Consider the following 18,190-nt stretch of genomic DNA (forward strand, 5'->3'; position numbering starts at 1 on the left):
CGTATAACCACCATCGGTAATCAACGCAACAGCATCGCGCTTGTACTCCTCGGTAAAGCTCCTGCGGGTGGAACCCATAAAAGTAGTCTCCTACACTCGGGAACCCGGACAAACCCAACCGTGTCCACTAAACCGGGGACGCTCCAGCGAAGCCTGCAACCAAGCAAAAGAAGCCCCCGGCTGGTCAGCCCAACCCCAACCCGGCCCCCGACACACCATCCAAACCCGCACCCCCACCGGACACACCTACCAATCCACCGCACCACCCCCACCCGGCACACCCCTGACCAACAACCCGAGAGAGGTCTTCGAAGCAGTCGGCGAAAGAGCCGCCGGTGACTCGAAAGCGGTTCGCTTGCACGAACACCACAGCAGAGCTGTTCGCAGCCGGCGCGCGCACCAAAACGCCCTCCGCAAACGGGCAGCGAATGTCACGCACAACGCCACGGCCAGATACAAGTCCGTGGAGTGAACGCCGAGCTGGTTCCGTGCACAGGCCAGAGACACGCTCGATGTCAGGAGACTGGAGCCGTGCCCAGGAGCCCGAAATGGCAGTCAATTCTGGTGAACACCGGGCCAACACTCAGCTTTGCCGTCAGGTGCCGGCAGTCGAATCTGGCAAACATTGGGCCAGCATTCATCTCGCCTGGCGGCCAAGTGCCAGCCATCGATCACCCTGCGCGCCAGTCAGACGTACCCGCAGGATCCGATTCAATGACTGGCCAGCGCCTCGTCAAGAACCTTTGCAAAATTGGCCGGATCGTGGGCAAACCGCCCGAGGAAGAGCCCATCCGTCTCTCCGAGTTGTGGCAGGAGCCCGGGTCCGGCACTTCCGCCGTAGATGATGACCGCATCAGTGCCTGTCTGCTCCTGGAGGAGTGCGCGCAGGGCCTTGACGGTCTCGTTAACGTAGACCGGATCCGCGGGGGCGGTTGCCCCGATGGCCCAAATGGGCTCGTACGCCAGCAGCATCGAACCGAGCTGTGCGGTTCGGGAAAGGGGCTTCGGCACTGTTGGCTGGGGCTCTGGCGGCTGGGGCTCCGGTGATTGGGGCTTTGGTGGCTGAGGCTCTGCTGGCTGCTGGTATTCCAAGGCGGACAGCACCTGAGCGGTGCAATATCGGGCCGCGTCCGGCGGCGTCATTCGTTCCGGCTCGCCGATGCACAGCAGCGGCGTAATGCCGGAGTCGAGGGCAGCCGTTGTTTTTCGGGCGATGACGGCGTCATCCTCACCGAACAGTTCCCGCCGTTCTGCATGGCCGATTTCGACCAGCTGCACGCCCATCTCGGCCAGCATGCTGGCGCTGGTCTCGCCGGTGAATGGACCGGCACTCCAACCGCAGTTTTGCGCGCCCAAGAGTACCGGCACCCCATCCAGGATGCGGTGGGCGCTTTCCAGCACGGGAAATGATGGAATCACGAAGACCCGCACAGGCCCGCCCGCCACGAGGGCGGGACGGGCCTGGACGATGCTCCGTATCTCTTGCAGCCACCGCAGGCTGGCCTGGTATCCGAGATACATCTTGGTGCTGACGCCGATGTAGCGGGTTCCGGTCCGGCCTGCGGCGGCGGAGCTGGGGAGCATATCTCTTCAATTTCCTTAGATCGGCGTCAGAGCAGTTCGTCAGCCTTGTTCCTGAACTTTTTGGTAAGGAACATCATCAGTGCCGCCACGAAGGGCAGTACCCCAAGGGCATAGACACCGGCTGATCCGGTGGGCGAATTGGCGATGTCGTTGACCGCGGTGCGCAGGATCGGGGCCACGAAGCCGCCCAAGTTACCGAGGGAGTTGATCAGGCCAATGCCAGCGGCGGCTGCCGTACCCGTCAGGAATGCCGTGGGATAGGACCAGGTAATCGGTCCCACGGCCAGGAAGCTGCAGACGGCCAGGGTGATGAAAATCAGTCCCAGGACCGGCAGGTGGTTGGTGCCGGCCCAGGCTGATCCAAAGATGCACACACCGGTGGAGATGAACAGCGCGGTGCCGAGGTTCCGGCGCCGGGTGACTGTATGGGCGGCACGGCCGAGGTAGTAGCAGGCAAAGATGCCGAAGAACCAGGGGATGCCGACCAGCAGACCCACCTGGATACCGACTTTTTGCCCGGTCAGCTCCGCTACCTGCTGCGGCAGGTAGAAGGTGACGCCGTAGACAGCAACCTGCAGGCAGAAGTAGATGATGGTGAAGTACCAGACCTTGGCGTTGGACATCGCGGCCAGGATGCCCCGCGGCCCGGTCTCCTCCTTGACGTTGTCCTCCAGCGCCATGACTTCCTTCAGGGCGTACTTTTCGTCCTTGCTGAGGAATTTGGCGTTCTCGGGTCCGTTGATCAGGAAGAACAGGCAGGCAATGCCCGCCAGCACAGCCAGGACGCCCTCCACGAAGAACATGACCTGCCAGCCGTGGACGCCGGGAATCTGGTCGCCGATGTTGATCAGCCAGCCGGAGAGCGGGCCGCCGATCATCTGCGAGAACGGCTGGGCGAGGTAGAAGATGGCGAACATCTGCACGCGTACTTTATTGGGGAACCACTCGGCCAGGTACATGATGATGCCGGGGAAGAGGCCCGCCTCGGTCACGCCCAGCAGGAAGCGCAGCAGTACGAAGGAGGTCTCTCCTTGGATGAAGGCAAAGCAGGCGGCAACAATTCCCCAGGTAATGGCGATGCGGGCCAGCCAGATCTTGGCGCCGACCTTGCGCAGCAGCAGGTTGCTGGGAATTTCGAAAATGGCGTAGCCGATGAAGAAGATCCCGGCGCCCAGGGCGAAAGCGCCGGCGCCTACGCCCTTGTCCGCATGTAGTGCCGCCTGTGCAAAACCGACGTTGGTGCGGTCCAGGAATGACACGACATACAGGATGACGATCATCGGCATGAGCCGGCGCGCCGCCTTGGAGATGGCCGACTTGAGCACGGGCCGGGCCAACAACTCCTTGGATGTTGGAATGGACATCAAAACTCCTCTTTGAGTGATTGCGGGGGGTGATGCATGGAAAATCGCCTGCACCTGCAGGCAAGGTGTGCCACAGCCCCATTGACAGCGCTGGTCAAGCGGGAGAATAACGCTTAGTGCGATCCGGCGATCAGGTAGATGCCGAAGGCGCACACCACTATGCCAAGTGCTAGGTACAGCAGGCGGGTGCGGCTCCATTTTGGTGCTGGTTCGGGTGCCATAGCTGGTCCTTAATGCATGTAGAGTCCGCCGTCGACATTAAGCGTCTGGCCGGTTATGTAGCCTGTGTCTTCGCTGATCAGGAAGGCGATGGCGGCGGCGATGTCCCGCGTCGAGCCCACCCGGTTGACCACCAGGTCTTTAACCAGGTCATCCTTGCGTTCCTGGCTGAGCGTTCCGCCCATAATGTCGGTGTCAATGGGCCCAGGCGAGATGGCGTTCACGGTGACATTGAAGGGACCGAGCTCGCGGGCCACGGAACGGGTCAGGCCAATGACGCCGGCCTTAGCCACCGAGTACGGTGTCTTGCTGAACGTGCCGCCACCGCGCTGGGCGGACACAGAGGAGATGTTCACAATCCGCCCAATGCCGTTTTTGACCATACTTTCGGCCACGCGTCGGGTGGCATAGTGCACGCCATTGAGATTGATGTTCAGCACCCGGTCCCATTCGGCCGCGTCCAGCTCCAGATAAGGCACCGGCGAACTGACGCCCGCGACATTGGCCAGCGCCACGATCTGTGGCAGGGCTGCTTCCAACTGGTCGACGGCGGCACGAACGGATGCTTCGTCCCCCACGTTGGCGCCGGCGCCAGCGGCCTTAATGCTGTACTTGTCGCTCAACTCGCCGGCCAGTTCCTTACTTGCAGCATCATCAAGATCGATGATGCCGATGTTCCAGCCCTGTTCGGCCAGAAAGTTCACGGTGGCGCGGCCGATGCCGCGGGGAGACACGGCTCCGGTGACGATAACGGTGCGTTCGGTGGGAAATTCACCCATTGTGGTTCCTTCTCCAATTGCTCGGTTCATGTTGGTTGGTTCATGCCGAATGATTTTTCGCGGCGAAGCGGGCCGGGTCGCAGCGGGCTATTTGATGGGTGCTGGGCCCAGATCTTCGATGAGCTTCTGCATCAGTACGTAAGCCTTGTTCCGGTAGGCAATCAGTTCCGGGATCCTCTCGGCCGGCACATCGAGGAAACCGGAACCGGTCTTGGTCCCGAGCTTTCCTTCGGAGACGAGATCGGTGAGGATCTTCGGCGTGGCGAACCGCTCCGGGAATCCGGTTTGCAGTGACTTGTAGCAGAAGTCGTAAACGTCCAGGCCGGCCATGTCCGCTATCGCGAAGGGGCCAAAGAACGGCAGCCTGAATCCGAAGGTGGTGCGCACCAGGGTGTCGATGTCCTCCGCTGAGGCGGTGCCGTCTTCCACCAGCTGGGTGGCCTCGTGGAACAGCGCATACTGCAGCCGGTTGAGTACGAATCCAGTGACATCCTTCACGACGGCTGTGGACTTACCGGCTTCGTGCACCAGTTCGCAGGCGGCGGTGATGGTTGCGGCATCGGTGCCGGCGTGTGGAATGACTTCCACGCCGGGAATGAAGGGCGATGGGTTGGAAAAATGCACGCCCAGGAAGCGTCCCGGGTTGGCCACTGCGTCTGCCATGTCCCCGATCGAAATGGTGGAGGTGTTCGAGCCGATAATGGCATCGGGGCGTGCGGCGGCGCTGATTTGCGCGAGCGTGTCCCGCTTAATGGCCAGCACCTCAGGCACGGCCTCTTCGATGAATTCGGCGCCGGCCACGGCTTCGGCCAGACTTGCAGCGGGCCACAGGTTCTTTTCCAGCGTTTCGGTGGCTCCTTCCGGAAACAGGCCGTCCCGCACAAAGTCCCTCGACTCGGCAATGAGCCGGTTGAAGTTTTGCTCGGCCACCTCGGCGCTGACGTCGGCCAGGGCCACCCGGGCACCGGCCAAGGCAAGCACCTGGGCAATGCCGCCGCCCATGTAGCCTGAACCGATTACTGCAATATTCCTGCTCATTGTCTTAGCTCTCTTTCGATGCTGTCGGCGGCTGCGTGCTGGTCATGTCCGGCTCATAGGAGCAGATCGCGTCCACTTTGGCCGCGGAGGATGAGCTGGGGTCGAAGCGGTATCCGAGCCATTCGTGGACCAGCCGCTTGGCCAGTTCGAGGCCGATCACGCGCTGTCCCATGGTGAGCACCTGGGCGTCATTGCTGAGTACGGAGCGCTCAACCGAGTAGCTGTCGTGGGCGGTCACCGCCCTGATGCCGGGTACCTTGTTGGCCGAGATGGCCACACCCAGTCCGGTGCCGCAGATCAGCACGGCGCGGTCGGCTTCGCCGGCAGCTATTTTGCGAGCCGCCGCGACAGCCAGGTGCGGGTAGGCGGTTGAATCGTTGGCCGCTACGCCGATGTCCTGCACGGAGGCGACCCGTTCGTCCGCCTGCAGGAGGGCCAGCAGTGCGGTCTTGTACTCCACCCCGGCCTCGTCGTTGCCGATGACGATGCGCCATCCGGGCGTGCTGACTGCGGTCATAGTGATGCTCCTGTTTCAGTTACTTCCGATTCAAAGGTGGCGGCGACGCCCTCGGCGATCAGGCCAAAGGACACCGCGCCGGGGTCCGGGTGGCCAAGGCTTTTTGCCGCCAAAGGCCGTGCGCGGCCCTTTTTGGGACTCAATTCCGCCGTATTGCCTGCGGCCTCGGTGGCGGCCTGCGCGGCCTTCGTCAGCGCATGTGCCGCGTCCGCCCCGCCGTCGAGCTCGCTGCGGAAGCTGCGCGCGAAGGGCAGCAGCGCATCGACCATGGTTTTGTCCCCGAGCTCGGCCCGGCCCAGTTCGGTGACGGCCATGGCGAACGCCTCGACGCCTGCGGCGGCATCGGCGGAGGTGTAGCTGTCCTTGTTGCCGAGGGCATTGCCGGCGGCAATCACGGCCGTCCCCCACAGCGCACCCGAGGTGCCGCCAGCCTTTTCGCTCCAGGCCTCACCGGCGCGGGTGAGTATGTTGCGCACGCCCGTACCCGCTGCGGCACACGCCGCATCAGCGGCCGCATCGGCGCCACGGCGCATGCCGATCCCGTGATCACCGTCGCCGGCAATGGCGTCCAGCTTGCCCAGCGCGTCCTCATGCTCGACGACGACAGCCCGCACGGTCTCGAGGGCCTGCACGGCTAGATGGCCCACCCGGATGGCGTCCTCCGTGCCTTGCTCCGCGGCTTCGGCAGCCTCGCTCAGCTGCCGGGTGTCCCGCTGGGCCCGCGCCGTGAGGTTGCCCTTGCGGTAAGCGGGACTATCCGCCGGCGCTGCCCAGAAACCGGCAATTTCCTGGTCCAGCCACAGCAAGGTCAACGAGAGTCCGGACATGTCCAGACTGGTTACCAGCTCCCCGCATTCGGGTTCCACGACATCCAGTCCGGCGGCGATCAGCAGTTTTTCGATTTTTCCGTACAGCAGGAACAACTCGTCATACTTGACCGTTCCCAGGCCATTGAGGATCGGCACTACGCGGGTGCCGGCGTCGTCGGGCTTATCTTGGAGCAGCTTGTCGACCAGCAGCTGCGCCAGCTCGGAGGCGGAGGGCAGGTCGTGCTCAGAAATGCCGGGCTCACCGTGGATGCCCAGTCCCAGCGACATCTTTCCCTCCGGAACGGTGAAGAGCGGTTCGGATGCCCCCGGCAAGGTGCAGCCGGCGAAGGCAACTCCCAGCGAACGCGTCCGGTAGTTGGTCCGAATGGCCAGCCGCTCCACCTCACCCAGCGGCAGGCCTGCCTCAGCTGCCGCCCCGGCGACTTTAAACACCGTCAGGTCGCCAGCGATGCCCCGGCGCTGGTCCAATCGGTCGATCGGCGCGCTGGCGATGTCATCGCTCACCACCACCGTGCGGGTCTCGATGCCCGCGGCGTTGAGCCGCTGCTGTGCCTGGCCAAAGTGCAGCACGTCGCCGGCGTAGTTGCCGAAGCACAGCAGCACTCCCCCGCCCAGCTGTGCGGCTTTGGCCACTCGGTAGACCTGGCCGGCCGCCGGCGAGGCAAACAAGTTGCCGCAGGCGGCGGCCGCCGCGAGACCGGTACCCACCAGACCGGCGAAGGCCGGGTAGTGCCCGGAACCTCCACCAATGACCAGGGCGACCTGGCCGGCGTCCATCTCGGTTGAGCGGATCACGCCGCCGTCCACTCGTGCCACGTAGGCCCGATTGGCCGCGACGAAGCCGTCAAGTGCCTCATCGGAGAAGGCGGCGGGATCATCAAATATTGACGTCATAATTCCTCAAAAGTCCTGATGCGGAGTCAGTGCCGGGTTCTCACACGGAATGCGCTGCGGGAACAGGCTGCTGCCGGCGTTGGGCGACTTTGCTGGTGCCCAGGGCGTAGTCACTGGTCTTGGGCAGCACCCTGTTACGCAGATAGGCCTGGTTGCTGGCCGAGACGCTGAGGCCGTCGCCGCCATAGTGCTCGGTGCAGATGATGCCCTGGAATCCGACCGAGATGGCGGTCCGGAAGGCCTCGCGGTAATTAATCAGACCACTTTCCATCGGCGCCGGGACGGCGGTGTAGTGCCCGCGCGCCTGATCTTCATCCCGGGAGTAGTTCTTCACATGCCAGTAATTGGCGTACGGCAGCGTCTTGTTGACCACATCCTGCCAAGCCTCGATGGGACGATGCAGCCGGATCAGGTTCCCCACGTCCGGATTCAGACCCACGTTGGCCATGTCGATGTCCTGCACCAAATGGACGGACGAATCGGCGCTGCCAAGGTAAGTATCCTCGTACAGTTCCAGCGACATCAGCAGGCCAATTTCCGCCGCATGCTTGCCCAGTTCCTGCAGCCGGGAGACGGCCTTACCCCAAACCTCTTTGTCTCCAATCGGGTCCTTGTGTCCTTCGACGGTCCAGAACCACAGCTGTTTGCGTTGCTCGGCGGTCAGCGCCTGATGCAGTCCGAAGGAAACGACCTCGCAGCCCAACCGCGCCGCGGCATCCAGCGTGCGGTGGCTGTAGGCCAGGTTCTCCTCCCAGTTCTGCACGTCGATCACGCTGCGGCGGATCGCCGAGATAACCGGAATGCCGGTTCCGGCGTTGTCGGCGGCCAGCTTGAGCTCGTCACGCCGCTCCTCGGACAAATCGCCGGGCCTGACCCAGCTGTCCGTCAGGTCGGCGTTGGCGAAGCCGGCATCCGCAACTTCAGCGAACACGGCCTGCCAGTGGGATGCCTCGGAATCGTTGACCGGCCTGCCCTGCGGATCGGTGCCGGGGAACTGCAGCAAGGCCGCCGAAATGGGCCAATCCCCCGCCGTGTACTTGGAAACGATCTCAGACATACTTCACTCCATCGCGTTGATCCTCTTTCCTATAGGATTCACCGATATGAGGCATGTGTCAAGAGTCACTGGTTATTCATTGCCGGCGGCGGACGGCGGCTCCGCGTTCCGCCGGGGCGGCTCAGGCGATGGTTAGGCGTGCTCCACCACGTCGAGCAGTGCGCGCTTCTTGACCCCGGTCAGGTGTGCGACCATCGCTTCCTGGGCGAGGGCCGGGTTTCCCGCGGCGAAGGCCTGCAGGATCGCGGCGTGTTCCTCGATGGCGCATTCGGCATCTGTCACGCCCAGGCCGCTGAAAAATCTGAACCGCTGGATCTGCCCGCCCAGCGAGTTGAAGGCGGACAGGATGAACTGGTTGCCGGCGTTTTCCGCGATCAGCTGATGGAAGCGTTCATCGGCTTCCCAGTAGTCACGGAACTCGGCGAAGGACGCCCCGCGGGGAGCATTCTTCAGGTCAGTGATGGACTGTTCCAATGCCTGGTTCAGTTCCGGTGTACGACGCTCGCAGGCACGCAGGGCGTTGACCGGCTCGATTACCAGACGCGCATCCATCAGCTCGGCGAGATCCTCGGAACTGAACAATGGCGCCACCCGGTAGCCCTTCAGAGCCACGCGGCGGACCATTCCGGTCGCCTCCAGCCGGGCCAGAGCCTCGCGGACCGGAGTCGGGGAGACATCGAGATCCCTTGCCAGACCGTCAATGCTGATGCCGCGGCCAGCCTCCAACCGCCCGTCCATCAGGGCAACAAGAACCTCTTGGTACACGTGGTCGGCCAGGACCTGGCGGCTGATGACTGGCGGCTTTCCGGTTTTTGCAGGCATGAGTAAATCCTATAGGGTTCCGATCCGCCCGCTCCGGTTTCAGCCACCCGAACCATTGGCGCCGGTTTCAGCCACCCGAACCATTGGCGCCGGTTTCAGCCACCCGAACCAGTGGCGCCGGTTTCAGCCACCCGAACCAGTGGCGCCGGTTTCAGCCACCCGAACCAGTGGCGCCGGTTTCAGCCACCCGAACCAGTGGCGCCGGTTTGGGGTGTCCGTGCTGTGGGGGCCAGCACCCGGATCACCGCCGAGTCGTCGGCCGCAGCTAATCCCTGGCTCTGGCCCAGCAGATACAGCTGTTCGGCGGCTGCCGCCACCGGAGACGGAAGCCCGGCCGCGCGGGTCGCCCGGCCCACGATGCCCATGTCCTTGACGAAGATGTCCAGCCGGCTCAGCACCTCGGCTCCGTCCTCGCTGTACGCTTGCAGCATTCGTGGACCGCGGTTGGAGAGCATGAAGGACCCGGCGGCCCCGGCTTCAAGGGCTTCCAGCGTGCGGGCAGCATCCAACCCCAGTGCATCCGCCAGCGCCAGAGCCTCGGCGCCGGCGGCGATGTGGATGCCGCACAGCAGCTGATTGACCGTCTTGAGCGCCTGGCCGTCCCCGGCGCGCTCTCCCACCACTGTCAGGGTGGACGCGAGCCGCTCCAGCACCGGCCGCGCGCGGGCCAGCGCCTGCGGTTCTGCACCCACCACTATCAGCAGGTCACCGTTCCCGGCCCGGACTGGTCCGCCGGACAGCGGAGCGTCCACCAGATCCACGCCGAATTCAGCCAGGCGCTGCACCGTGGCTGGGATAGCCTCGGTCCCGACGGTGCTGGTCAGCACCACGACGGCGCCCTGGGACAACACCGGGGCGACGCCGTCGGGTCCGAAGAGCACGTCCTGCAACTGCTCGCCGTTTCGCACCGCGAGCAGCACGGCGTCCGCTCCCTCCGCCGCGGCGCGGGAGGTATCGAAGCAGCGCACGCCGGCAGCAGCCGCCAGGTCCAGGCGATTTTGGGCAATATCGAAGCCATGAACGGCGAGCGCGCCGGTCAGGCGGGTGGCCATTGGCAGACCCATGGCGCCCAGTCCCAGGACGGCTACGGTATAGCCCGCCTGGCGTCCGATGGCCCCGGCTGGTTGTTCTGAAATATCCGACATGTCGGTTCCTCCGCTGTTTGCAGGGTTAAAAGTTGCTGAGTTTGCTGAATACCTCGGCGAGGGATCCGTCGTCGCCCACGTTGCCGGCGAAAACCACATAAGGAATTCCCTTCGCCGGCCCGTCCACGGGTTCCCACAGCGAGACAATTCCGGGCAGCATGGGGCCGCGGACCATGCCATGCCGTATCTCCAGCCCGGAAGCTGCGACGTCGGAGGAGGTAATGCCTCCCTTGGCGATGACAAAGCGCGGCGGCCGTTGCGCCAGCGTCCGGCGGACCACATCGACGACGGCGGCTGAGACGGTGCGGGCGATCCGCAGGCTTTCGGCGGCGTCCCCGGCGCTGATCAGCAGCCGACTGGTGTGCAGGATGACGTCCCGGTCCGCGAGCGCCTCCACCACCCTGGCCACGATGGCGGCGACGTGCGCGGCCGAGCGGATGGGATCCAGCAGCGCCTCAACCTGGATCTCGACGGTTTGCGCCCGCGCCTGCTGGTCCGTCAGCACCTTCAGCTGGCGGCTGGTCAGGCCAACGTGAGAGCCGACGACGACGAGGCCACCACCGGGAGCGGGCGTAATTTCGGCAAATGCCTCCGTCCCGGTCAGGGGTGCACGCTCCTGTTGACCTATGCGGGCACGTACGAACGGTGGGCCCACCCGATACAGCAGCTTCTTGCCCCGGCGTTCGGCTTCGGCCAAGCCCAGCGCGAGTGCCCGCAGGTCGTTTTCGGTGACAATGTCGACCACGATCGGCCCGCTGTCCGACACCTCATCCAGCGCATCCGCGATGCCGGCGGCTCTCCCGCGCACGATGGACAGATCGAGAACTGTCACATCGGCGGCTTTAAACCGGCCGGCCGATTTTTCTTCGACGTACCGGGCCAGCTCTGAGTTCACAAAGCCGAAGCTGGCGTCCTTGGCGAACTCCGTCTCCGCCACCGGCATCAGTCCGGTTGGGGTGCGCATGTAATGCACGCCGCCGATGGTGATCCGTCCGGCGTCCGGAAAGGCGGGGACAATCACCACCCCATCCGTGTCCTGGCCGGCCACCTCGCGTAGGGTTGCTGCGATCACGTCCGGCTCAAGCGGGTAGTGTCCGCGCAGCGTGGAATCACTGCGGCTGACGAACGCGAGCACCGTTCCGGTCTCGTCGGCGGCGGCGAGCGCGCTGCTGACCACCTCCCGGTTCCGGGTCGCGGCCTCCGCAGGGTCGAGGCTGCGGCTGTTGGTCAGCACCTAGACCGCCGGGGCGGTTCGGCCGTCAACCTCATGGGTGAAGGCCCACCGGAAGTCCTCGGCCTCCCAGCGGGTGAGCACCGGAAGGTCCGCGACGGACTGCGTGCCGGTGGGGTCGTCGTCGAGCACCACCAACACCCGTTCAGCCGCGGCCACGGAGGCGGCGACGGCCGCCGGATCTACGGCGGTTTCGGCTGGAAAACGCGCCAGCAGGTCTGTTTCAACTTCCACGGGAACTTCCGATCTCAGAGCGGCGTCGAAATGATGCGTCAAGGGCGATGTCGGGATGAGCTGGACATCGCGTCGAGGGGCGAAAAGGTCAGACGTCTTATGTCTGACTGCTAGTGTTGCAGTTCAGTGCAGGAAGCGTCAACGCAAGCCAGGAGGAGAGAGCCGGTGGTCCGTCAATCGCTGGCCAGCAGAGTGGCCGAGGACCTGCTGGCAAGCATCATCGGCGGCGAGTTTCCGCCCGGGGCGCTGCTGCCAGGGGAAGCAGAACTGACCGCCCGGCACCAGGTCAGCCGGATGACCCTCCGCGAGGCGATCAAGACCTTGGAAGCCCAGCAGGTGCTCAGCGTCGAGCAGGGCCGGGGTACCTTCGTGAACCCGGTTGCGCGCTGGACTTCCCTGGAGGCTGTGCTGCGCGCATCGTCGGCGCGCGGGAATGATGCGAGCGCTGCCATCCAACTCATCGAACTTCGCCGGATGCTCGAAACCGGTGCGGCGGAACTGGCAGGCGAGCGCATCTCCAAGGCCGAACTGGACGATCTGCGCGAACAGCTGACGGCAATGACCGACGCGCACCGAAACAACGACGTCGACAGCTTCGTACGGGCGGATCTGGCCTTCCACGACATCATCCTGCATGCCTCCGGCAATGTGTTTGTGGCAGTCCTGTTCGAACCGCTGTCGCGCGTTCTTGCCGCACGACGGGCCCAGACCTCCGCCGTCGTGCAGATCCAAAGTCACGCCATCGCCGCGCACGCAGACATTGTCCGGGCCTTAGCCGAGGCCAATGCGGAAAGCGCCCGCCGAGCCATGGACGACCATATGACCGAGACGTTAAACGACCTACGGAGCTACCTGCTGCACCCCTAGTTTCCGGCAAACCGCTTTAGGCAACTTGATTCTGGAGCACAGCACTTTAAGACGGGATCTTAACTGCCTCCGGAAGGCTCCGGGCCGGACACCGACGGACCCTCGTCCGCTGTCTCGGTGCCGTCGTCGTCCTCACCCTCGGCCGGCGACTGGGGATGGGAGCGGCTGTTGCCCGGCTCCTGATCGCCATTGCCCTCTGCCGGCGCCTCGCTGTGCCGCCGTTCCTGCTCGCCGGACTCGTTCTCCGTTTCCATCAATTCACCCTTCCTCAAGCTGTTCCAGTGCTGACTTTACTGATCGTGCGCTGTACTGATCGTGCGCCGTACTGATCGTGCACCGAACTGATCGTGCGCTGTCCCTTTCCTGGGCCGCTATTCGGGAACCACGTCGGCCGGTTTCTTGTCCGGCCGCCAGCCCCGCCACACCGGGTGCCGCAGCCGTCCGCTGCCCGTTCGCTCCGCGTAGCTGACCTCACCCACGAGGTTGGGGGTGATCCAGTGGACCCCGCGGGCATCCGCAGCCGAGATATCGGCCAGCGGACTCGTCTGCCGCTGCAGCCGCTGGAACTGCCCAGTCATCTGCTCCAGGTCGCGGTCTGTGAAGCCCGACCCCACATTGCCCAGATACTGCAGTTTGCCGTCCACGGGGACGCCAAGCAGCAGCGATCCCACCGACCCGGAGCGGCGTCCCTGACCGTCCTTCCAACCCGCAACCACGACCTCCTGGGTCTGCTGGTTCTTGATCTTGATCCACGCCGCCGAACGCCGGCCCGGTGTGTAGGTGCTGCCGCGCTTCTTGGCCATTACCCCTTCCAGTTCCAGCTCCACACTGGTGGCCACTGCCTCGTCCACATTGCCCTCGAACAGGGGAGAGAGCTGGATCCGGGCGTTCGTGTGCGCCGTCAGGACCTCTTCAAGGGTGGATCTGCGGTCCTGGAAACTCCGTCGAAGCAGTGAATGTCCGTTGTGTTCCAACAGGTCGAAGACCATAAGCGCCACCGGTGCGGATTTCTGCGCTGCCTCGACTTCGGCGGGTTTGGTCAGTTTCATCCGGGACTGCAGCAGCCGAAAATCCGGCCGGCCGGACTTATTCAGAGCGACAATCTCGCCATCGAAGACGGCGCGAGTAGTTCCGCCGGCCGCAGCGGCTTCCGCCAGCACCGCCAATTCCGGATATGCCGCCGTCACATCGTTGCCGTTGCGGCTGACCAGCCGGAGCGAACCGTCGGCCACCATGGCGATGGCCCGCATGCCGTCCCACTTCATTTCGAAGTCCCAGTCCTGCTCCTGATCAATGTCCCGTTCGCTCCCCAGCGTCGCCAGCATGGGAGTCGGGGCAGCCGGGCTGCGACCGGCGGAGGATTCCGCCGGTACCTGGTCCGTCGGCAACCTGTCCTTCGCCGCCTTTGCCGCCGGGGCAGCCTTTGCTGGGTCCGGCGTTCCGTCCCGGCCGGCGTCCGCCTTGGCATCGAACTGAGGCTGGTCCTTCATCAGATGCATCAGCCAGTTTTTCTCTGACTTTGGATCGTCCCCTCCGGTATGGATTAGGGCGACCTTGCGGACTGCACCCAAGCCGCCGTCGTCCCTGCCGTGCAGCGTGACGATTACTTCGTTGCCGTCGCGCCATTTTTCGAGTTCATAGCTGCCGGCATCCCAGATCAGCACGTCGCCGGCACCGTATTCGCCCTTGGGTATGGTGCCCGCGAAGCTGCCGTACTCCAGTGGATGGTCCTCGGTCTGGACGGCCAGATGGTTCTTTTTTGGCTCGGTCGGCACGCCTTTGGGAACGGCCCAGGAGACCAGGACACCGCCGCGTTCAAGCCGGAAGTCGTAGTGCAGCCGCCGGGCGTGGTGTTCCTGGATGACGAAGCTGCGGCCTTCGCTCCGGGCGGGCCGCGCGGCTGGAACCGGCTCGGGAGTTTTTCCCGCATCACGCATGCTGCGGTATTTGTGCAGCCGATCCGTTCCGTCGCCGCCGTCGTCGTCGCCGTCTTCCTTGTTCGTCCCGGCATCGGCTGCGGGCCGCGCCACCTCCTCCCCCGGCGTAATCCCCGCCTGCACCCGCGCGGTCACGGCTTCGAAGTCAAGGTGCGTAAGGTCCGGATCGTCCAGTTCTTCCCAGCTCCTCGGTGCCGCCACCATGGGACGGAACCTGCCGCGCAGTGAGTAAGGGCAGATGGTGGTTTTGGCCCAGTTGTTCTGACTCCAGTCCACCAGCACCTTGTCCTGCCGCAGGACCTTCTTCATGTCGCTGACCACCAGGTCTGGATGGTCCGCCTCCAGCGCCCGGGCCAACTCGTGTGCGAACGCGTTCACGTCCTCCGAGCTTTGGGACCCGTCCAACGCTGCGTATAGGTGGATTCCCTTGCTCCCGCTGGTGACAGGCACCGCCGTCAGGCCCATGTCCGCCAAAATCGCCTTCGCGAGGCGTGCCACTTCCGCGCACTCCGCCAGCCCGGCTCCCTCGCCGGGGTCCAGGTCCAGCACCAGCCGGTCCGGATTGCGAACCGTTCCGGCCCGGCCGAAGCGCCATTGCGGAACATGGATCTCCAGCGAGGCGATCTGGCCCAGCCAGGTCAGGGTGGCAATGTCGTCCACCAGCGGATAGACGTTGGTGCGCTCCTTGTGCACAATCTCCGCCCGCTTCACCCACGAGGGTGCCGACTTGTCCAGGTTCTTCTGGAAGAACACCTGACCCGGGTTCTCGGGAGTCCCCACGCCGTGAACCCAGCGTTTGCGGGTGGCAGGACGGCCCTGCGCAAACGGGATCATCATCGGTGCCACGACGGCCAGATATGCCAGCACGTCCCCCTTGGTGGTGCCGGTCTGCGGGTACAGAATCTTGTCCAGATTGGTGAGCGTCAGGCGGTGGCCACCGACGCTGACCAGCTGTTTGCTGTCGTTGCTGTTCCGGCCCGCCATGAGCCCAGTCTGATTGAAATTTCCCGTATTTACCAGAGCGGCTAAGCATGCTTAGTGTTAGCGTTTAGCCATGCGGTCCATCTGGAAAGGCGTCATAGCATTCGGTCTGGTGAACGTTCCCGTCAAGCTGTACAGCGCCACGGAGGACCACGACATAGCACTGCATCAGGTGCACGACAAAGACGGCGGGCGCATCCGCTACCAGCGCCGCTGCGAGATCTGCGGCGAGAAGGTCGACTACGAGCACATCGATAAAGCGTACGACGACGGCGAACACACCGTAGTGCTGACGGGCGATGATCTGTCCTCGCTTCCGGTGGAGAAATCACGCGAGATCGAAGTTGTTGAATTTGTCCCCAGTGCACAGATAGATCCGATCATGCTGGAGCGCAGCTACTTTCTGGAACCCGATTCAAAGTCAACCAAGGCATATGTGCTGCTGCGGCGCACCCTCGAGGAGACGGACCGGACCGCCGTCGTGCAGTTTTCGCTGCGGCAGAAGTCCCGCTTGGGCGCCCTGCGGGTGCGCGGAGACGTGCTGCTCCTGCAGGGCATGCTGTGGAATGACGAAGTTCGTGAGGCCCGGTTCCCGCTGCTGGACCAGGAGGTAAAGATCACGGCCAAGGAACGCCAGATGTCCGCGGCGCTTGTGGACTCGTTCTCCGAGGACTTCACGCCGGAGAAGTTTACCGACGACTATCAGGAGCAGCTGCGCCAGCTCATCGACGCGAAGCTGGAAAAGGGTGACACGCTGGCCACGGAAGAGACCTTTGGCGGGACCGGCGGGGAGGACGCCGACGGTGAAGAGGGCGGCAAGGTACTGGATCTGATGGAGGCACTTCGGCGCAGCGTGGAAAAGAACCGAAGCTCCAAGGAGAAGCCAAAGTCCACGAAGCCGGAGGCGGCCGCGGCAAAAACCCGGCGGAAAAAGGGTGCCTGAGTAAGCCGGCACTCGGACCAACCGATCACGTATGGAGACGGAACCAACGGATAAGGAGATCATCATGGCTGAGCGGGGCAATACGACCCATAGTCCGCAGCTGGACGACAAGATGAAACAGGAAACCCAGGCGATGACTCAGGGGAACCAACCCGGCCATGTGGAGGAATGGCGGGAGACCGAGCCCATGCCGGACGACACCGATCCCGAGGAGGTCCGCCAGGCCATGTCCGGAACGCCCGACCAGGAGGCGGAGCAGGAAGAGGGGACGCAGTGAGATGAACGGCAACCAGAATTATGCCTACCGGAAGTACGCTCAGCTGTACCGCAAGCCAGGTCCGTGGTGCACGGTCTATGCGAAAGTCAGTACAGGTACAGTGGACAGCCTGCGATCCAGCGAGCTGCTCCCGGACCATATCGAGAATTTCCTGCACAAGGCGGGCGCGTCCAAAACGGATATGGCGGCGCTGAAGGACGTGGTGTGGCCGGTGGAGGGCGAGCCCTCCCCCGTCAGCCGGTTCCTGCTGGTGAGGCAGGGGAACATTGAATTGGACGAGGTACTGCCTGGAGCCGCCGGCCAGGAGGAAACCAAAGTGGCGGCTGTCCCGGACCTGCTGCCGCTGCTGAAGCATCGGGGGAAGGATTTTCCCTATGTCGTGGCCGAGGTGGACCGCAGCGGCGGCGAAATCAGTTTCCACTTGGCCAACCGGCGCACAGCCGTGTCGGCCAACGCTGTGGAGGGATCCAGGGAAAACATCACCAAACTGCCCGGTGGTGGCTGGGCACAGGGTAAATACCAGCACCGGACCGAAGAGATTTGGCGCCGCAACGCCGATGAGGTGGCAGGGCAGATCGACCGCATCGTGGAAGCCAGCAATGCTCGCCTGCTGGTGGTGGCCGGGGACATGCGGGCGCGCGATTTGGTGATCAACCAGCTCGCGGACCGCAGCCGCAGCGTTGTGGTGGTGGTCGATGCCAACACCCGGGGCGGCGGCGCCGATCCCAAAAGCCTTCGGGAGAAGGTGGACGAGCGCATTGCCGAGGTGGTGGCGCGCCGGCAGCAGGAAATTCTGGACAAACTCGCCGAACAGGACGGGCAGCCAAATGCCCTGGCCGTAACTGGCCTTGGAGCCGCGGTGCACGCATTGCAGCAGGCCCAAGTCGAAATTTTGCTGCTGGATGACACCGCCCTGACGGAGCGGACGCTGCTTGCCCTGGACGCGGAACCATGGGTTGCCACCGCACCCGAGGAGGCGCTCGACGCTGCTGTGCTGGGCGAGGTTCCCGCGGCGACCGCGCTGCTGCGCGCCGCCATGCTCACCGATGCCGAGATCGCCGTCGTGCCTCCCGGTGCCCTGCCCGGCGGGGGTGCACTGGCTGCGCTGCTGCGCTGGCCCACCGGTCCACGGGTGCCCAGCGCCCGCACCTGACGCGGGATGGGTGGCAGGTAGGGGCCGGGTCAGTGCTTGGACCCGGTCTCGTCGGTGCCCGCTCCCTGGTCGGCCGAAATATCGTCCTGATCGCGATCCGGCTCGTCTGGGTCTTGCCGCGCGGATCCGGTCCGCTCCGGAATGTCCTTTTGTGGCGACAGGGGAGTTTCCGGATCGCTGGGATAGCCGGCAACAGGGCGCTGGTCCGAGTCCGATAAGTGCTGGGAATCCGCGTCGGTGTCCTGCCGCCGTCGCTCCTGATTTTCCTTGCTTGAAGTCATGATTAATATCCCTTCCGCAGCTTGGAATGGCTTCCAG

General features: G+C 64.2%; 16 protein-coding genes and 1 pseudogene. 4 read left to right on the forward strand and 13 right to left on the reverse strand.

The window, feature by feature from the left end:
• Nucleotides 1-711 precede the first annotated feature (711 nt).
• From IV498_RS11575 to IV498_RS11620, 10 genes and pseudogenes are all read right to left on the reverse strand, one after another.
• A complete protein-coding gene (locus IV498_RS11575) occupies nucleotides 712-1,584 on the reverse strand; it encodes a triose-phosphate isomerase family protein (protein WP_269046766.1) in 873 nt (290 codons plus the stop codon).
• Between the two features lie 26 nt (nucleotides 1,585-1,610).
• A complete protein-coding gene (locus tag IV498_RS11580) occupies nucleotides 1,611-2,948 on the reverse strand; it encodes an MFS transporter (RefSeq protein ID WP_269046767.1) in 1,338 nt (445 codons plus the stop codon).
• Nucleotides 2,949-3,178: 230 nt separating this feature from the next.
• A complete protein-coding gene (locus IV498_RS11585) occupies nucleotides 3,179-3,946 on the reverse strand; it encodes an SDR family NAD(P)-dependent oxidoreductase (RefSeq protein WP_269046769.1) in 768 nt (255 codons plus the stop codon).
• 87 nt (nucleotides 3,947-4,033) lie between these two features.
• Nucleotides 4,034-4,984, reverse strand: a complete 951-nt coding sequence (locus IV498_RS11590) for a 3-hydroxyacyl-CoA dehydrogenase family protein (RefSeq protein ID WP_269046771.1) — start codon at nucleotides 4,982-4,984, stop codon at nucleotides 4,034-4,036.
• A 4-nt stretch (nucleotides 4,985-4,988) separates the two neighbouring features.
• The gene (locus IV498_RS11595; protein WP_269046773.1) at nucleotides 4,989-5,501 is read right to left on the reverse strand and encodes a ribose-5-phosphate isomerase; all 513 of its coding nucleotides are present in this window, start codon (nucleotides 5,499-5,501) and stop codon (nucleotides 4,989-4,991) included.
• Entirely contained in the window at nucleotides 5,498-7,225 is a 1,728-nt protein-coding gene (locus IV498_RS11600) for a dihydroxyacetone kinase family protein (protein ID WP_269046775.1), read from the reverse strand. Before IV498_RS11600 ends, IV498_RS11595 begins: the two co-directional genes overlap by 4 nt.
• Nucleotides 7,226-7,265: 40 nt before the next feature.
• A complete protein-coding gene (locus IV498_RS11605; protein WP_269046777.1) occupies nucleotides 7,266-8,282 on the reverse strand; it encodes a sugar phosphate isomerase/epimerase family protein in 1,017 nt (338 codons plus the stop codon).
• Nucleotides 8,283-8,414: 132 nt separating this feature from the next.
• On the reverse strand, nucleotides 8,415-9,104 hold the full coding sequence (locus tag IV498_RS11610) for a GntR family transcriptional regulator (protein WP_269046779.1): 690 nt from the start codon (nucleotides 9,102-9,104) through the stop codon (nucleotides 8,415-8,417).
• A gap of 179 nt (nucleotides 9,105-9,283) precedes the next feature.
• Nucleotides 9,284-10,249, reverse strand: coding sequence for an NAD(P)-dependent oxidoreductase (locus IV498_RS11615; RefSeq protein WP_269046781.1), 966 nt, complete (start codon nucleotides 10,247-10,249; stop codon nucleotides 9,284-9,286).
• Nucleotides 10,250-10,274: 25 nt separating this feature from the next.
• Nucleotides 10,275-11,714: pseudogene (locus IV498_RS11620) on the reverse strand (four-carbon acid sugar kinase family protein).
• A 165-nt stretch (nucleotides 11,715-11,879) separates the two neighbouring features.
• On the opposite strand from IV498_RS11620, the gene IV498_RS11625 reads away from it, so the two are divergent.
• Entirely contained in the window at nucleotides 11,880-12,581 is a 702-nt protein-coding gene (locus tag IV498_RS11625; protein ID WP_269046782.1) for a FadR/GntR family transcriptional regulator, read from the forward strand.
• Nucleotides 12,582-12,640: 59 nt separating this feature from the next.
• Here IV498_RS11625 and IV498_RS11630 read toward each other — a convergent pair whose 3' ends face one another.
• Together IV498_RS11630 and IV498_RS11635 are read right to left on the reverse strand one after the other, a co-directional pair.
• Nucleotides 12,641-12,835 carry a hypothetical protein gene (locus IV498_RS11630; RefSeq protein ID WP_269046784.1) on the reverse strand — a complete coding sequence of 65 codons (195 nt, stop codon included), beginning with the start codon at nucleotides 12,833-12,835 and terminating at the stop codon, nucleotides 12,641-12,643.
• A gap of 117 nt (nucleotides 12,836-12,952) precedes the next feature.
• The gene (locus IV498_RS11635) at nucleotides 12,953-15,502 is read right to left on the reverse strand and encodes an ATP-dependent DNA ligase (RefSeq protein ID WP_269046786.1); all 2,550 of its coding nucleotides are present in this window, start codon (nucleotides 15,500-15,502) and stop codon (nucleotides 12,953-12,955) included.
• Between the two features lie 70 nt (nucleotides 15,503-15,572).
• Between IV498_RS11635 and ku the strand changes: the two genes are divergently transcribed.
• The 3 genes from ku (at nucleotide 15,573) to IV498_RS11650 (ending at nucleotide 17,872) form a co-directional block, all read left to right on the forward strand.
• Nucleotides 15,573-16,442, forward strand: coding sequence for a non-homologous end joining protein Ku (gene ku / locus IV498_RS11640; protein WP_269046788.1), 870 nt, complete (start codon nucleotides 15,573-15,575; stop codon nucleotides 16,440-16,442).
• A gap of 64 nt (nucleotides 16,443-16,506) precedes the next feature.
• Nucleotides 16,507-16,719 carry a hypothetical protein gene (locus IV498_RS11645; protein ID WP_269046790.1) on the forward strand — a complete coding sequence of 71 codons (213 nt, stop codon included), beginning with the start codon at nucleotides 16,507-16,509 and terminating at the stop codon, nucleotides 16,717-16,719.
• Nucleotide 16,720: 1 nt separating this feature from the next.
• Nucleotides 16,721-17,872 carry a baeRF2 domain-containing protein gene (locus tag IV498_RS11650; protein WP_269046792.1) on the forward strand — a complete coding sequence of 384 codons (1,152 nt, stop codon included), beginning with the start codon at nucleotides 16,721-16,723 and terminating at the stop codon, nucleotides 17,870-17,872.
• 29 nt (nucleotides 17,873-17,901) lie between these two features.
• Here IV498_RS11650 and IV498_RS11655 read toward each other — a convergent pair whose 3' ends face one another.
• Nucleotides 17,902-18,153, reverse strand: coding sequence for a hypothetical protein (locus IV498_RS11655; RefSeq protein ID WP_269046794.1), 252 nt, complete (start codon nucleotides 18,151-18,153; stop codon nucleotides 17,902-17,904).
• Nucleotides 18,154-18,190 lie beyond the last annotated feature (37 nt).

It is taken from the genome of Paenarthrobacter sp. Z7-10 (genome assembly GCF_026932795.1).
GTDB lineage: Bacteria > Actinomycetota > Actinomycetes > Actinomycetales > Micrococcaceae > Arthrobacter_M.

Excerpts from the sequence above, each read along its gene's own strand:
- IV498_RS11590 (WP_269046771.1), bottom strand. The coding sequence starts at position 4,984 with ATGAGCAGGAATATTGCAGTAATCGGTTCAGGCTACATGGGCGGCGGC.
- IV498_RS11600 (WP_269046775.1), bottom strand. The coding sequence starts at position 7,225 with ATGACGTCAATATTTGATGATCCCGCCGCCTTCTCCGATGAGGCACTT.
- IV498_RS11595 (WP_269046773.1), bottom strand. The coding sequence starts at position 5,501 with ATGACCGCAGTCAGCACGCCCGGATGGCGCATCGTCATCGGCAACGAC.
- IV498_RS11610 (WP_269046779.1), bottom strand. The coding sequence starts at position 9,104 with ATGCCTGCAAAAACCGGAAAGCCGCCAGTCATCAGCCGCCAGGTCCTG.
- IV498_RS11655 (WP_269046794.1), bottom strand. The coding sequence starts at position 18,153 with ATGACTTCAAGCAAGGAAAATCAGGAGCGACGGCGGCAGGACACCGAC.
- IV498_RS11645 (WP_269046790.1), top strand. The coding sequence starts at position 16,507 with ATGGCTGAGCGGGGCAATACGACCCATAGTCCGCAGCTGGACGACAAG.
- IV498_RS11605 (WP_269046777.1), bottom strand. The coding sequence starts at position 8,282 with ATGTCTGAGATCGTTTCCAAGTACACGGCGGGGGATTGGCCCATTTCG.
- IV498_RS11575 (WP_269046766.1), bottom strand. The coding sequence starts at position 1,584 with ATGCTCCCCAGCTCCGCCGCCGCAGGCCGGACCGGAACCCGCTACATC.
- IV498_RS11615 (WP_269046781.1), bottom strand. The coding sequence starts at position 10,249 with ATGTCGGATATTTCAGAACAACCAGCCGGGGCCATCGGACGCCAGGCG.
- IV498_RS11630 (WP_269046784.1), bottom strand. The coding sequence starts at position 12,835 with ATGGAAACGGAGAACGAGTCCGGCGAGCAGGAACGGCGGCACAGCGAG.
- ku (WP_269046788.1), top strand. The coding sequence starts at position 15,573 with ATGCGGTCCATCTGGAAAGGCGTCATAGCATTCGGTCTGGTGAACGTT.
- IV498_RS11650 (WP_269046792.1), top strand. The coding sequence starts at position 16,721 with ATGAACGGCAACCAGAATTATGCCTACCGGAAGTACGCTCAGCTGTAC.
- IV498_RS11635 (WP_269046786.1), bottom strand. The coding sequence starts at position 15,502 with ATGGCGGGCCGGAACAGCAACGACAGCAAACAGCTGGTCAGCGTCGGT.
- IV498_RS11585 (WP_269046769.1), bottom strand. The coding sequence starts at position 3,946 with ATGGGTGAATTTCCCACCGAACGCACCGTTATCGTCACCGGAGCCGTG.
- IV498_RS11580 (WP_269046767.1), bottom strand. The coding sequence starts at position 2,948 with ATGTCCATTCCAACATCCAAGGAGTTGTTGGCCCGGCCCGTGCTCAAG.